Genomic DNA, 14,911 nt, shown 5'->3' on the forward strand with positions numbered 1-14,911 from the left:
GCGGGGTGTTCAGCGTCCCGTTCGGCGAGCGCGGCGGCCTCGCAAGCGGGGAAGCCCGGGGAGAAGGACGGCGGTCCGGAGACGCGCCGTCCTCTGGCGTTGGCCTTGCGCGGCCGGGGCCGGCGACGCGGCCCTCTAGCTGCGGATGAAGGCCAGCAGATCTTGGTTGATGATGTCCGCGTGCGTGGTCGCCATGCCATGGGGCAGGCCGGGATAGACCTTCAGCTTGCCCTTCTTCAGCAGCTTGATGCCGATGAGCGCCGCGTCGGCGACGGGCACGATCTGGTCGTCTTCGCCGTGCATCAGGAACACTGGCACGTCGATCGCCTTCAGGTCGTCCGTGAAGTCGGTCTCCGAGAAGGCCTTGATGCAGTCGTAGTGGGCCTTGGCGCCGCCCATCATCCCCTGGCGCCACCAGTTGTCGACGACCGCCGGGATCGCCTTCGCGCCGGGACGGTTGAAACCGTAGAAGGGGCCGGAGGCGATCTCGTAGTAGTTCAGCGCGCGATTGGCCGCGAGGCCGGCCCGGAAGCCGTCGAACACCGCGAGGGGCAGGCCGCCGGGGTTCTTGTCCGTCTTGACCATGATCGGCGGCACGGCGCCGATCATGACGAGCTTGGCCACCCGGCCAGGCTTCGCCCGCGCGACATAGTGGGCGGCCTCGCCGCCGCCGGTGGAATGGCCGACATGGATGGCGTTCTTCAGGTCGAGGTGATCGACGAGCGTGATCAGGTCGGCGGCGTAGGTGTCCATGTCATTGCCGGTGTCGGTCTGGGTCGAGCGGCCATGCCCGCGCCGATCGTGCGCGATGACCCGGTAGCCCTGGCCCAGGAAGAACAGCATCTGGTTGTCCCAGTCGTCGGCGCTCAAGGGCCAGCCGTGGTGGAACACGATGGGCTGAGCGCCGGATGGGCCCCAGTCCTTGTAGAAGATCTGCGTCCCATCCGCCGTGGTGACGAAGTTGCTTCCGGGGGTCCCGGAGGCGACTTGCGCCGGCCTCCGCGCGGGCGCGGCGGTGGCGGTCGAGGAGGCCATGTCAGCCGCCGCTGCGCCGGCCGCCGCGAGGCCCAGGCCGGCGGCCATCATTCCGCGCCGGGATGTTTGAGTCTGCGAAGTTCTCATTGTGGATTCACCTCTCTGTGGCTTCATGAGCGACTGCCGGAAGCCTGGCCCGAGGCTACGAAGTCGCTCGACCCCCGGCGATCCGGCCTCGGGGACACCCGGACCTATCCCTTGGTCCGAGGTTGCTCGCCGGAAGGTTGGGCCGAGGGCCGGCAAGGCGCTGGGCATGGCTTGATCTCACCGGCCGGGGCGAGGCGCTCCGCGGCCGAACGCTTCCTTGCGCAGCCGCCGCACTCCAGAGGAGACACGTGCGCGTGGCGAAGGCGGCGGCAGGGGCGTGGTAGAGGGCTGTCAGGCGTGGGTCGGCCCTGGGACAGCCGGCTGAACGCACCGATGGTTTCCCGGCTGGCGGCTTGGACGCACGCCTATTCCTCGTAGGGACCGCCAAGCACTTGGTCGACCCAGGATGGCGGAGCGTAGCCGTCGACATAGCGTAGGCCAAAGTCGCGGACGAGATTGTCGTAGGTGGCCTCCGGCCGCGTCTCCGCCTCATGGCGCATGCAGCCGATGAACTGGCGCTTCATGTCCAGGCGGGGCAGGGCGGATACGATCGCCGCGATCTCCGTCGGGTCGAGGGCCGCGAAGTCCGGCCCCCCGAAGTCCAGGGTGATGCCGCGCCCGCAGATCGCCACCTCGAGCTCTTTCAGGAAGCCGATCGAGGGGGTCGCGTGCAGCGCGATGCTGTCCCAGACCAGCTGGGCGCGGCGGTCGTCGAAGCCGAGGTCCCGGACGAAGGCCCGCGCGGCCTCGGCGCCATTCACCTCGAAGCGGTGGGGCCCGGGCGCATGCGGCGTCAGCCCGAGATCGTGGAGCAGTGTCGAGACGGCGACCACCTCGGCGTCGTGCGCCTGGCCGCGCCGGGCCGCGAGCTTCACCGAGAACACCCAGGAACGGGCGACGTGATTGAAGAGGAAGGGCTCGAGTCGCTCTCGCACGTGGTCGAACGCCCGGACGATCACCGGACTTTGCGGAAGGTCGCCGAGGACCGCGGTCAGGTCGGACAAGGACAGGTTCGGAACGGGCATCTGGATCTCCGCTTCCGCAGGCGCGCCGCGTGCAATTGGCGTTGGCGCCTCGCGGCCTCCCTAGACCCTGGATGAGGACGTCGGTCGCGGCGACCTGGCGCGCGGCGCAGGCCGATCCGTCCGAAGGTCGCGGCGAACTCCACCCTTCGGCCAGTCGGTGCGCGTCCAGGCTGACGTGCGTCATCCTCAGAGCCGCGCGCGTCGGTCGATCGTCCGGCCATCGGCGAGGTCGGGCTGCCCCAGGGGCGAGGCCAACCCCGACCGTCGTCCAGCCGGCGTCTGGCCCCTGGCGCCCGCATCTAGGGGCGGGTCGCCGATGGATCACCCCGCAGCGCTCACGCCGCGGTCCGTGACTCCGCTCAGTCGGCAGCGATCCAGGAGAACATCATCATGAGACTATCGGACAAGGTCGCCGTGATCACCGGCGGGAACAGCGGCATTGGGTTCGCAACGGCGCGGGCCTTCGTCGCCGAGGGCGCCCAGGTGGTGTTGGTCGGCCGTCGCGCAGACGCCGTCGAAACGGCCGTCGCCGCGCTCGGCAGGCAGGCGACCGGCGTCGTGGGCGATGTCGCCAGTCTCGGGATTCACGATGCGGTGGCGGCCTACGTGGCGGAACGCTTCGGCGCCGCCGACATCTACGTCGCGAACGCCGGAACGATCCGGATCCAGCACAGCCTCGATGTGAGCCCCGACGATTACGACGGTCAGTTCCTGGCTAATGCCAGGGGCACGTTCTTCGGGGTGCAGAAGATCATCCCTTTGCTCCGGAACGGCGGCACGATCCTGCTCACCAGTTCGATTGCGTCGCGCAAGGTCCTGGACGGTCACGCCGTCTACGCCGGCAGCAAGGCGGCGATCGAGGCCTTCGCCCGCAACTGGGCGCTTGAGCTGAAGGATCGGCGCATCCGGGTCAACGTGCTCAGCCCGGGCCCGACGGACACGCCGATCATTGGCAAGCTTGGCGTCGGTGGTGACGCGCGCCCCGCCTTCGAGGCCGAGATCGCGCGTGCGATCCCGTTCGGCCGGCTCGCCGACGCCGATGAACTCGCCCGGGCGGCGGTCTTCCTGGCCTCGGACGACAGCGCGTTCGTCACCGGCATCAACCTCGCCGTGGATGGTGGCGCGACGCTGGCCTGACGATCGCGAGCCTCGGCTGCGAGAGTTCGGTGAAGCCTTCTGGCCGGTGTTCCTGACCGGTCGGAAGGCCTTTGCCGTTCCTCCTTCACACTCGCGCGACAAGGCCGGGCCGCCGCGAGCCCAACTCGCCGCGTCAATGCGCGTCAGGGTCGGAGGTCAGGCGGCAGGGCGCCAGATCACCATCCCGCGCCGTAGCCGGACGGTAATTTCCTGCGCCTCAGGCGCGACGATCCTGGCCCCACGACCACAAGGCCAGAAAGCCGGTCAGGATGGCCGGAAGGCTCACCGCCGCAAAGTCACGCAGGAGGGCGGACGGCGCGCAGATGCCGACGGCGACCTCCCAGAGGTGGAAGAACGCGTGGCCGCCCAGCCAGGTAGCCGTCGCGGACCAAAGGAGCGTGCGGACCGCCGGTCGCACGACGCCGGTCAGAAGTCCGAGGCCGACCAGCACGAAGATCAGGCCGATATCGCGGATGAAGTGCTGGTTGAACGGGCCGGTCGTGGTGACGCCGGGCACTGCCGCGTACCAGCCGTCCGGCGAGACGAGCATGAACACGCCGTTGGCGCCGGCGCCGAAGGCGAGCAGCAGGGCGAGGCCGAGGCAGGTGGACTTCAGCATGGCGGCGTCCTTCGGATGGGGGTGACGTGAGTTGACCGAAGACGCCTCTCGCGGGTTGGGGGAGAAGGCGAGAGGACGTCTTCGCCGTTCCCGGCCCTGGAATGGGGCCACTGATCGGTTCGGGGAGGGGACCGATCGAGAACGGGTCGTCAGGCGGCCTTGGCCGCCTCGACGGGGTGGGCGACGCGCGAGGCGATCTGCACGCGATTCCAGCTGTTGATCTGGCCGATCAGGATGGTCAGCGAGACGATCTCAATCTCGCTGAACTGGCTCTCCACCAGCTCGTAGTCGGCGTCCGGAGCGTGGGTCTTGGCGATGCGCGTCAGGGACTCCGTCCATGCCAGGGCCGCGCGTTCGCGGTCGCTGAACAGCGAGGATTCCCGCCAGCCATCCAGCATGATCATGCGCAGCTCGGTTTCGCCGTGCGCCCTGGCGTCGGCGACGTGCATGTGAAGGCAGAACGAGCAGCCGTTGATCTGGGACGCCCGCAGACGCACGAGTTCGGCGAGGCCGTGCTCCAGACCGCTCTCGGCCAGAGCGGCCTCGACGCCCATCAGGGCTTTCGTCAGGGTCGGCGCAACTTTGAAGGCGTTGAAGCGGGGGATCATGGGCAGGGCCTCTCGACGCGTTGCTGATGACTTGACGATGCCGGACACGAGGCGATGACCGGCACTGTCTGTGGGTCCTGAGCGCCTACGCCCTTGGTCGGGCCCGCCCACGCCCGACGGCGAGGGTGAGCGGGATGATTGCCGGATCAGCGCGGCCCACCTCGTCGGGCGGGCCTCCCCAGACCCTACCCGGGGCCAGGCGGTTTGGCGCCCTTGGGCCGCCGGCGCCTGTCGCGCCCTAGCCTTTCGGTCGATACGCGCCGAACCCGGCTCCGCCTAGCGTCTCCCGACCCCAAGGCCTCACCAGGAGAAGCAGCATGAAGATCGTCGTGATCGGCGGAACCGGGCGCATCGGCTCGCGCCTCGTCGCCCGCCTGAAGGGGCTGGGCCACGAGGCCATCCCCGCGGCGCCGGAGACCGGCGTCAACACCCTGACCGGCGAGGGCCTGGCTGAGGCTCTTGCAGGGGCGCAGGTCGTGGTGGACCTGGCGAATTCTCCCTCCTTCGCGGACGACGCGGCGATGGCGTTCTTCCAGACCGCGGGCCGCAACCTGCTCGCCGCGGAGGAGGCTGCTGGCGTGAAGCATCACGTCGCGCTGTCGATCGTCGGCGCCGACCGGCTGCCCGCCAGCGGCTATCTGCGCGCCAAGGTGGCGCAGGAGGACCTGATCAAGGCAAGCCCAGTCCCCTACAGCCTGATCCGCTCGACGCAGTTCCTGCCGTTCATCGGAGGGATCATCGACTCGGCGGTGGTCGATGGCCAGGTCCGCCTGTCGCCCGCCCTGATGCAACCCATCCACCCGGACGACGTGGTGGCCGAACTCGTCGCCGTAGCGCCGGGCGAGCCCCTCAACCGGACGATCGAGATCGGCGGACCCGAGGCCCTCCCGATCACCGCCTTCGCGGAGGCCTACCTGAGCGCCAAGTCCGACACCCGGCGCGTGATCGCCGATCCGGCGGCGCCCTATTTCGGGGCCGTGCTGGAAGAGCGCTCTCTGATCCCGGGACCGGGCGCCCGCCTGGGAACCATCACGCTGGCCGACTGGCTGCGCGAGTCGATCCCGGCGGACTGACCCGCCTCTGATCGACGTCGTATCGCCGTTGCCGCCACCCGCGGTCGATCGATGGGTTTCCATAGGATGCCCGAGGCCGCGCGTCGCCCTAGCCTCGTCGGAATGGGAAACGCCTCACCAGAAGGAGTGCTAGGCTGGCGCCAGGGCCGCGAACCCGGGACGCGCCCTCTGGGGGAGGGCTCGCAGATGTTGTCCGATGAAGCAGGCGAGGTCGCGCCGGAGGCGGCGCGCGCGGCGCGGGTCGTGGAAGACGTGGTCGGCAACGCCTGGGCGACGGATGTCGCGGGCCAATTCATCTATGTGACGGAGGGCCAGCTGGCCCTGCTCGGCATCGCGTTAGAGGACCTGAACGCCGGATCCGACGATCCCGCGGCCGGCTGGAAGCACCTTGTGCATCCGGACGACTTCGCGCCGGCCGCAGCCGCATGGCGGGCGAGTCTGGAGACCGGGGTGGCCTATGACGTGACCCATCGCCTGCGCGCCGCCGGCGGGGTCTACCGGTGGGGACGTTGCTCGGGCCGTCCGCTGCGGGACGCGGAAGGGCGCATCCTCGGGTGGTACGGCACGGTCCTGGATCGTGACTCCCTGCCGATCGGACGGGAGCCGGTGACCGTCGAGGCCGAGGCCGGAGCCGCGCGCCCACCATCGGCCTTCGAGATCGTCCATCCTGAGGATCGCCCGGCCGCCATCGACGGCGTCACCCACGCGTTCTGGACCGGGCTGCCGCGACCGATCCCGCTCCGGTTGCAGCAGCCCGACGGGGATTATCGATGGGAGAGCGCCACGGTCGTCCCGCCGCAATACGGACTCGATGGCCGGCTGACCTGGCTGGGCGAGCACGTCGACCTGGAGGCGCCGCCGCCCGCGCCACAGCCTGCCGCCGCGCGGGCCCTGACCACGTCACCGGACACCGAGGCCGAAGCGGCGCGGGCGGTCGCGGTCATCGAGACCCTGTTCGGCAATGCGTGGACGATCGATCCCGACGGGAAGCTGACCTATCTCACGTCCGCATCGCGCAGCAATCTGGAGCAGACGATCGAGGCGCTCAACGCGGCCGTCGACGCCGGCGACACGTCCTGGAAGCCGCACGCCCACCCGGATGATTACGAGGGCCTGGCTGCGGCCTGGCGGCATTGCCTCAGATCCGGCGACAACTTTTACTACGAGCACCGCGTGAAGCTGGTGTCGGGCTATGCCTGGAACCGGAGCGTCGCCTATCCCATCCGCGACGGGCAGGGGCGGATCACCGGCTGGTATGGGACGTCCATCACGACCGATGTCTACAAGCGCAACGAGGAAGCACTGCGCGAACGCGAACGGCAGCTCCAGCAGCTGGTCGACGCCGTTCCTGCGCTGATCTGGAGCACGGCGCCGGACGGGACCTTGGCCTCTATCAACAAGCGGCTGGCGGACACGGTCGGGGTGAATCTGGAAGACCTCTTCGCGCCGGATGGCTCGCGCTCGCTCGTCGACATCCATCCCGAGGACATGCCCGAGGTCGAGACTGCGCTCAGCCACGCCTTCGCGACGGGCGAGGCTTTTCGCATGACCTACCGCCAACGCCGCGCCGATGGCGGATTCCGCTGGACCGAGGGGCGCGCCGAACCCCTGCGAAGCGACGCCGGGGAGATCGTCCATTGGTACGGGGTATGCGTGGACGTCCATGACCGGGTCGTCGCCCAGGAGGCGTTGGAGGCCCGCGAGCGCGAACAGATGCGCCTCTACAGCGACATCGCGGAACGCGAGACCAGGATCCGGCGGCTTGTCGATTCAGACATCATTGGGATCGTCATCTGGGACCTAGACGGGACGCTGATCGACGCCAACGACGCCTTCCTGAACATGGTCCAGTACGACCGGAAGGACGTGGAAGCCGGCATCCGCTGGTTCGACATGACACCGCCGGACTGGCAGGCGGTCCATGCGCAGGAGGAAGCCGAGGAACTCGCGGCGACCGGCAAGATGCAGGCGCGGGAAAAGGAGTACTTCAGGAAGGACGGCACGCGGGTGCCCGTCCTGATCGGGGCCGCTTGTTTCGAGGGGCAATCCCGGCAGGGGGTGGCCTACATTCTCGACCTGACGGAATCCAAGCGCGCGGAGGCGGCCGTCCGCGACCGCGAGCGCGAACTCTCGCAACTCGTCGACCTGGTGCCGAGCCATGTCTGGCGGCTGACGCGGGAGGGCGAGCCGACCTTCTTCAACAGGCGGATGACCGACTATCTCGGGGGCGACGCCGATGATCCCGGCATCCTCTTGTCGAGGGGGCTGGAGGGCATGATCGCGGCCGTCCACCCCGATGACGCATTCGCGTTCCGACGGGTTCTCGGCGACAGCCTGGCGACCGGCGCCCCGTTTGCGATGCGCTACCGGCTGCGACGCGCCGATGGGGTCTGGCACTGGATGTCGAGCCGCGCCGAACCCCTACGTGACCCCGCCGGGCGCATCCTCCAGTGGTATGGAGTCTGCCACGATATCGACGATCAGGTGCGGGCCGAGGCGGCGCTCCAGCTCCGCGAGCAGGAGTTGAAGCGCCTGGTCGACACGGTCCCGGCGATGATCTGGTGCACGACGCCGGAGGGGCGCCCCTCCTACTTCAACCGTCGGATGACCGACGTCGTCGGCGTCAGCGTGGCGGACCTGATCACGCCCGACGGATCGCGGTCGCTGGCGGATATCCACCCCGATCATCGGGCGGAGGTGGACGAGGCCTTGGACCGCGCGTTCGCGACAGGTGCGCCCCTCACCATGACGTTTCGCCAGCGTCGATCCGACGGATCCTACCGTTGGACCGAGGCGCGGGCCGAGCCGCTTCGCGACGACACGGGAGAGATCCGGCAATGGTACGGCGTCTGCGTCGATATCGACGATCGGATGTCCGCAAACGAGACGCTGCGCGAGCGGGAGAAGTTCCTGTGGCACCTGGTCGAGACCCTGCCGGCGATGGTCGACTGCGCCGCGCCGGACGGCGAGCCGATCTACCGCAGCCAGCAACTTCGCGAATTCCTGGGCTATGACCTTGAGAGCCTCGAAGACGGGCCCCGCTCTCGCCTGGCCCAGACCCTGGACGCGGGCGTCCACCCCGACGACCTCGCGTCCGTCAAACGCGACTACGCCCACAGTCTGGCGACGGGCCAGCCCTATGCGCGTCGGCATCGTCTGCGCCGCTTCGACGGGACCTATCGCTGGATGGAGACCCGCGCCGCCCCCATGCGGGACGCGGCAGGCGCCATTGTCCAGTGGAACGTCATCTGCCTCGATATCGATGGTGAAGTGCGCGCCCAGGAGGACCTTCGGCTGGCGCAGGAACGGCTTGCCCGGGCGAGCCAGGCCGCGAGCCTGGCGGAGCTTTCCGCGTCCATCGCCCACGAGGTGAACCAGCCCCTGGCGGCGGTGGTCTGGAACTCGCAGGCGTGCCAGCGGTGGCTCACGGCCGCGCCGCCCAACCTGGATCGCGCGCAGACCACGATCGAACGGATCATCCGGGACGCCAATGCCGCGGCCGATGTGGTGAGCCGCATTCGGGCCCTGTTCAGCCAGGCCGTTGAGGCGCGCCACCCCGCGGCGATCGGAGATGTCATCGCCGAAGTCCGCCGCCTGCTCGCCGACCGCACGTCGCAGGCCCATGTGGAAATCGACGCGCATGTCGCGGCTGATCTGCCCGACATTCCCTTCGACGTCGTCCAGGTTCAGCAGGTGCTGGTCAACCTGATGCGCAATGCGATCGATGCGATCGACGGCCAGGATGCGCCGCGGCTGGTGGTCAGCGCATTCCGCAACGGCGAAATGCTGCAGGTCGAGGTCAGGGACAACGGGCCCGGCGTGCCCAACGGCGAGAAGGTCTTCGACGCGTTCTTCACGACCAAGCCGAGCGGCATGGGGATGGGCCTCGCGATCTGCCGCTCGATCGTCGAATCCCACGGCGGCCGCTTGTGGGTGGAAGCCAATCCCGAGGGGGGCGCGACCTTCGCCTTCACATTGCCCCTCGAGGCGTCGCCACCGTCATGACGCCGCACACACCTATCGTCCTGATCGTCGACGACGACGCCCGCGTCCGGGAAGCGCTCAGCGAACTGCTCGAGGCGCATGGCCTGCGCGTCGCGGCGTACGCCTCGGCTGGGGACTATGCCCGCGCCGCAACACCGACGGGGCCGGCGTGCCTGCTGCTCGATGTCGAGCTCCCGGACATCAATGGGCTCGACCTGCAATCGCAGCTGGCCGGCGCCGATCACCCGCCCATCGTCTTCATCACCGGTCACGGCGACATTCCGTCCTCGGTGCGGGCCATCAAGCACGGCGCCGTGGATTTCCTGACGAAGCCCTTCGGCGAGGACGCGCTGCTGGCCGCGGTGGATGCGGCGCTCGCGCAGGACGACCGGGTCCGGGCCGAGCGGGCGGACCTTGGCGCCCTGCGCAGGCGATACGCGCAGCTGACGCCGCGCGAGCGCGAGGTGCTGCCACTCATCGTCAGCGGTTTGATGAACAAGCAGGCGGCCGCCGAGCTCGGTCTCAGCGAGGTCACGCTGCAGGTCCATCGGCGAAACGTCTTGCGGAAGATGGGCGCTGCGTCCCTCGCCGACCTCGTTCGGGCGGCGGAGCGGCTGCAGGTCCCGGTCACACATTCGCGTCGCGGAGAGAGGGAAGCGTGAGTCATCCCAAACGCATCATTGCCGTTGTCGACGACGACGCGCGGCTCCTGGAGTCGCTGGAGAACCTGTTCGAATCCGCGGGCCATTCGGTGCGGACCTTCGCCTCGGCCGACGCCGTGCTCGTCGCGGGCCTGGGCGACGTCGACTGCCTGATCACCGACATCGGGATGCCTGGAATGGACGGTTTCCAGCTTCGCGACGCCGTCGGCAAGCTTCGCCCGGAACTGCCGGTGTTCCTGGTCACCGGGCGTCACGAGATCGGGACCCAACGCCCGGCCGATGTGGCGGCCGCGTCGGGGCTGTTTCGCAAACCCATCGACGGCCAGCTCCTGCTGGCGGCCGTGGAGAAGATCCTGGACCAACATTGAGCAAGGGAGAGTTGAGCTTGCTACAGAACCTATCCCGGCCGGCGCCCGCGGCTCCGGAGGCGGCCTCCAGCGAGCAGGGCGTTGTCCTGGTCGTGGACGACGATCTGGCGGTTCGCGAGGGCTTGAGCGAACTGCTGCTTTCGGTCGGACTTGTTCCCATCTGTTTCGCATCGACCCGCGACCTGTTGGAGTCGGGGGCTCTAGACCAGCCCGGCTGCCTCATCCTGGACGTGCGCCTCCCCGGGGCGAGTGGGCTCGACCTGCAGCATCGGCTGGCGGCCGGCGGAAACTCGAAACCCATCGTCTTCCTGACCGGGCACGGGGATATTCCGATGACCGTTCAGGCCATGAAGGCCGGCGCGGTGGATTTCCTGACGAAGCCGGTTCGCGATCAGGCGTTGCTGGATGCGATCACCATCGCGCTCGAGCGCGATCGATCGCAGCGCGCGCTTGCGAGGGTGACGCAGCGCAATGCCGAGCTCTTCGAGACCCTCACGCCCCGCGAGCGGGATGTGCTGGCGCGGGTCGTTGGTGGACGTCTCAACAAGCAAGTCGCCTTCGACCTCGGCATCAGCGAAGTGACCGTGAAGCTGCACCGGAGCAACGGACTGCGGAAAATGGAGATCGCCACGATCGGCGGGCTCATCCGGGCCTGGGAAACTCTTCCCGCACACCTGCGCGATGCAGCCACGTCGCCGTCGACGTAGGCTCCATCCCGCACGGTCCGTCGCTCTGGGCCATGGGGGTTTCACATCCCGACGGAGCCAGCGGACTCCTGTCCGCCGCCGTCAGGGGAGAGCAGGGCGCGCGCCCTGCCGGCGCCCCTAGAACCGGCGGACGTAGCTGACGGCCCAGGGCGAAAGGCCGGCCGTCGCCCGGAACAGGGCTGCGACACGCATCCGCGAGAGTCCGGCGGCGCCAGGTCCGCAAGAAGGAGCGGCCTTGCGAGGCGCTCCCCAACAAGCGCCTCGACGCGTGCAGCCGCCAAGGCGCGAGTCCGGAACGGAATTGCGGACAGCGCGCGGCTGAAACGCCAGCGGCCCCGTCCCGCCGCCAGGAGACGTCGCGGTGGCGTCCAGGGGTTGCAGGGACCGTCCCCGGGACCTGGAGCAGATACCTCCGCCGCGTCGGGTCACCGCGACCCCCATGGCGTCTCGGCGTCGCCAGGCTGGCGGGGGTCCGGAGTTCGATGTCAGGCGACTGACGGCGGTGCGTCTTCGAGGCGACCAGGGCGCGACCCCCTAGGCCATGAGGGTGCGCCCTGGTCAGGTCCCAAGTCGGGCTGAGGTTAGTAGTCCCAGACGGCGGGGACCCACCGGAATGCGTCGCCCTCGATCGCCACGCGGCCGACCGAAGGGAAGGGGAGATGGGTGGCCACGAGGATTTCGCGGGTCGCCGCAGCGTCCTGCATGAGGCGGACCCGAACGCGGACCGCCTCCTCCGGATCATGCTCGAAGCCGTTCTGCCAGTCGGGGTGGTCGAAGGCCACGGGGAACAGGGCGTCGCCAGCGAAGGTCAGCCGCTCGCCGCCGGCCGTCACGCGGACGATGCTGTGCCCGGGGGTGTGGCCGCCCGTGCGCTGGACGACGACGCCTGGGGCGACCTCATGCTCCTGCTCGAACGTCTGCAGCCTGTCGCCATACATCTGCGCGAATTCCGTGGCGGTCGAGCGAAGCACCTCCGGGATCGGCGGCGGCATGACGGTCCGGGAAAAATCCGGGGACTTCCAGAAGTCGACTTCGGCGGCGCTGACGTGGATCCGCAGGTCCGGACGCAGCCGGGACTTGACGTCATCCACGAGCAGCCCACCGACATGGTCCATGTGCATATGGGTGATCACCACGTCGGTGACGGACCCGAGGTCGATGCCGGCCGCTTCCAGGCGCTGGGGGAACTGCCCGGCGCGGGGGAAGCCGGGGAACTGCCCGCCCAGGCCGGCATCGACGAGAATGATCTGTTCGCCGCTGCGCACCACCAGCACGTTCAGCGGCCAGTCGAACGCGTCCGGCCCCAGGAACATGTCCTTGAACCAGGCCGTGCGGGCGGCCGGCTCGACGTTGCTGGACATGATCGAGGTGGCCAGGGGAAGGATGCCGTCGCTGATCACCAGCACGTCGATCTCGCCGATCCGCAGCGCGTACCGTGACGGCACCAAGTCCGCGGAGGCCGTTCCGCCTGCGGGTGAGATTTTGTCCAACTTCATGATCCAGGTCCTTTCGGCTACGCCTCAAAGCGGCATCGCCCAGGCTAGGGCCGAGGCCCGGTGGGGATCGACTGGGCGGAGGGGTAGGACGCTTCATCCGGCCGGATAGGTCTCGCACTCGCGTGCGTAAGAGATTGAAGAACCGCGGGTTCGTCCCCGAGCGCGCGGAGGCGCGGCGGAGACCTCGTGCGAGGGGCCTCTTGCCTTGCGCGCGACCGGCGCGCGTGGGCTAGGGGCGCTCCTGGGTGGCGTCACGCGTGGAGACCACGCGACGGATGCGGCGATCGGGGACCAGCCACAGGGACGCGATCGCCGCGTAGATCAGCGCCGCGGCGCTGGGCTGGACCAAGGCCGCCCAGACGCCCAGGAGGTACCCGGCGACGGAGGCCTTGCCCTTCCAATCGCCTCCGACGGCCCGGCGCAGGTCGGACTGCTCGCCCTGTGAGCGGATGATCGTCGTCTGCATCACATGCCAGGCCATGGAGCAGGCCAACAGCGACACGCCGTAGACGGCGGTGGGCCAGGGCCGCAGTTCGTGCTCGCCCATCCAGCTGGTGGTGAACGGGATGAGTGAGAGCCAGAACAGCAGGTGCAGGTTCGCCCACAGGACTGCGCCGTTCACCTTGGGCGCCAGCAGGAAGAAGTGGTGATGGTTGTTCCAGTAGATCGCGATGTAGGCAAAGCTGAGGGCGTAGCTGAGGAACACCGGGAGGACGCCGGCGAGGGCGGCTGGCGTGTCGCCCTCGGGCGGCTTCATCTCCAGGACCATGATGGTGATGACGATCGCCACTACGCCGTCTGTCAGCGCCTTCAGCCGCTCGGAGGTCATGTCTCCGGCCCGGCGTCGCCGCGCGAGCCCGCGAGCCAGGCGGCGACGTTGAGCGCATAGCGGTGCGTGTCGGCCAGCGCCTCGGGACACCGCTGCAGGGCGTCGCCCGGGGGCTCGTCCACGAAACTCGGGCTGCCTGCGCGAGTGTCCCAGTTGTAATCGGCGAAGTGATGGAAGGTGCTCTGGGCGAGACCGGGCCCGCCTCGCTCACCGGGCTCGAAGGCCACGGCGATGTTGAAGGGGGCTCCGGTGACCTGGCTGCGGCCCCGGGCGATGACGCGGGCGCCTTCGCCCTCCGGCGCCCCGATCCCGCCCTCGTGCGGATGCGACGGCAGGAACCGGATCGCACCCGTGGGTGACCGCTCATTGGCGAGGACCGGGTGGGTGGCCCCGACCACCTCGATCTCCTGAAAGTCGCCGTTCGCCCCGGAATGAAAATTCGGCCAGGAGATGTAGGTGGTGAAGGGATCGTCGACCTGCCGCTTCACGGGGTCGGGGTCGGGGTTGGTGCTGTGAAAGTGGTGCGCCGAACCGAGCCCGGCGAGCCTACGCACCGAGGATCCGAGGTCCATGTGGTCGCGGGTCACCAGCAGCCCGCCGCCGCGAGCGCGGAAGCGGGAGATCGCCGCGCAGTCTTCCGGCGCGAGACCGTCGCCGGCGTCTACGGCGAACAGCCACAGCTGGTCGAAGTCGCTGGCATCCAGCGTCGAGAGCACGGGATCCGGCGCACCCAGCGGTCCGCGGTCGCGCTGCGTGACCTCATAGAGCGGTCGGCCCTGCGCATCGCGCTGCGCGGCAAGGAGCGCGCCCAGCTTGCTGAACCGGGCGATCGACCAGTCGTCCTCGGTCACGGGGATCGTCGTCTGGAGTAGAATCCTGACCGGTCGCCTGTCCATGTCCTGCCGTCCTTTTCTGGACCCAAGGCTGTCATCCCGGCCCCTCCATGCTCAATCAGTCCTGCGGTCAGGCGCGGCTGGACCTTTGTCGTGTTGCACATAGCTCGTCGGCGGCGTCTCCCGTCCGGACGACGACGAGCGCAGAAGGTAGTCCGCGAGCAGGAAGCCCGCGAAGGCCGCCAGGATCAGCAGGATCTCGGGAGCCGCCGAACGCCTGGGGCGCCGAGGGGCGGCGCGTACAGGGCGCGGGGCCCGATTGAGCTTCGGGACGCCGGGCGATCGGCGGATGTGGCGGTTCATGGAGGCTCCTCACGACGGGGCGTTGTCGCCTGTCTTCTTTCCGGGGCGGCGCCCGCGGCTCCATCTGGCCGCCGGGTCGGATGTC

At 69.0% G+C, this 14,911-nt stretch carries 13 protein-coding genes; 6 read left to right on the plus strand and 7 right to left on the minus strand.

The window, feature by feature from the left end; all coding sequences use genetic code 11:
- Window positions 1-135: 135 nt before the first annotated feature.
- Both EPO51_RS10050 and EPO51_RS10055 read right to left on the minus strand, forming a co-directional pair.
- On the minus strand, window positions 136-1,083 hold the full coding sequence (locus tag EPO51_RS10050; protein WP_293349507.1) for an alpha/beta fold hydrolase: 948 nt from the start codon (window positions 1,081-1,083) through the stop codon (window positions 136-138).
- Window positions 1,084-1,487: 404 nt separating this feature from the next.
- A complete protein-coding gene (locus EPO51_RS10055; RefSeq protein WP_293349511.1) occupies window positions 1,488-2,147 on the minus strand; it encodes an HD domain-containing protein in 660 nt (219 codons plus the stop codon).
- 390 nt (window positions 2,148-2,537) lie between these two features.
- Between EPO51_RS10055 and EPO51_RS10060 the strand changes: the two genes are divergently transcribed.
- On the plus strand, window positions 2,538-3,284 hold the full coding sequence (locus EPO51_RS10060; RefSeq protein ID WP_465246601.1) for an SDR family NAD(P)-dependent oxidoreductase: 747 nt from the start codon (window positions 2,538-2,540) through the stop codon (window positions 3,282-3,284).
- A 217-nt stretch (window positions 3,285-3,501) separates the two neighbouring features.
- Here the strand turns inward: EPO51_RS10060 and EPO51_RS10065 are convergent, their stop codons facing one another.
- Window positions 3,502-3,903 carry a hypothetical protein gene (locus EPO51_RS10065; RefSeq protein WP_293349516.1) on the minus strand — a complete coding sequence of 134 codons (402 nt, stop codon included), beginning with the start codon at window positions 3,901-3,903 and terminating at the stop codon, window positions 3,502-3,504.
- 149 nt (window positions 3,904-4,052) lie between these two features.
- Complete coding sequence (locus EPO51_RS10070) at window positions 4,053-4,511, minus strand: carboxymuconolactone decarboxylase family protein (RefSeq protein WP_293349518.1); 459 nt, start codon at window positions 4,509-4,511, stop codon at window positions 4,053-4,055.
- A gap of 317 nt (window positions 4,512-4,828) precedes the next feature.
- Here EPO51_RS10070 and EPO51_RS10075 point away from each other — a divergent pair, with 317 nt between their 5' ends.
- The 5 genes from EPO51_RS10075 to EPO51_RS10095 all read left to right on the plus strand — a co-directional run bounded on the left by EPO51_RS10075 (window position 4,829) and on the right by EPO51_RS10095 (window position 11,305).
- Window positions 4,829-5,584, plus strand: a complete 756-nt coding sequence (locus tag EPO51_RS10075) for an SDR family oxidoreductase (RefSeq protein ID WP_293349521.1) — start codon at window positions 4,829-4,831, stop codon at window positions 5,582-5,584.
- A gap of 186 nt (window positions 5,585-5,770) precedes the next feature.
- The gene (locus tag EPO51_RS10080) at window positions 5,771-9,589 is read left to right on the plus strand and encodes a PAS domain-containing protein (RefSeq protein ID WP_293349524.1); all 3,819 of its coding nucleotides are present in this window, start codon (window positions 5,771-5,773) and stop codon (window positions 9,587-9,589) included.
- Window positions 9,586-10,230 (plus strand): response regulator transcription factor, encoded by a 645-nt coding sequence (locus EPO51_RS10085; RefSeq protein WP_293349527.1) that lies wholly within the window; start codon window positions 9,586-9,588, stop codon window positions 10,228-10,230. The genes EPO51_RS10080 and EPO51_RS10085 overlap by 4 nt, the downstream gene beginning before the upstream one ends.
- Window positions 10,227-10,598, plus strand: coding sequence for a response regulator transcription factor (locus EPO51_RS10090; RefSeq protein WP_293349530.1), 372 nt, complete (start codon window positions 10,227-10,229; stop codon window positions 10,596-10,598). The genes EPO51_RS10085 and EPO51_RS10090 overlap by 4 nt, the downstream gene beginning before the upstream one ends.
- Window positions 10,599-10,690: 92 nt before the next feature.
- A complete protein-coding gene (locus EPO51_RS10095) occupies window positions 10,691-11,305 on the plus strand; it encodes a response regulator transcription factor (protein WP_293349532.1) in 615 nt (204 codons plus the stop codon).
- Window positions 11,306-11,886: 581 nt separating this feature from the next.
- Here the strand turns inward: EPO51_RS10095 and EPO51_RS10100 are convergent.
- From EPO51_RS10100 to EPO51_RS10110, 3 genes are all read right to left on the minus strand, one after another.
- Window positions 11,887-12,801, minus strand: coding sequence for an MBL fold metallo-hydrolase (locus EPO51_RS10100; RefSeq protein WP_293349535.1), 915 nt, complete (start codon window positions 12,799-12,801; stop codon window positions 11,887-11,889).
- Window positions 12,802-13,030: 229 nt separating this feature from the next.
- Window positions 13,031-13,630 carry a TMEM175 family protein gene (locus tag EPO51_RS10105; RefSeq protein ID WP_293349538.1) on the minus strand — a complete coding sequence of 200 codons (600 nt, stop codon included), beginning with the start codon at window positions 13,628-13,630 and terminating at the stop codon, window positions 13,031-13,033.
- Window positions 13,627-14,526 (minus strand): hypothetical protein, encoded by a 900-nt coding sequence (locus tag EPO51_RS10110; protein WP_293349541.1) that lies wholly within the window; start codon window positions 14,524-14,526, stop codon window positions 13,627-13,629. Before EPO51_RS10110 ends, EPO51_RS10105 begins: the two co-directional genes overlap by 4 nt.
- Window positions 14,527-14,911 lie beyond the last annotated feature (385 nt).

The organism is Phenylobacterium sp. (assembly GCF_004297125.1).
GTDB lineage: Bacteria > Pseudomonadota > Alphaproteobacteria > Caulobacterales > Caulobacteraceae > Phenylobacterium.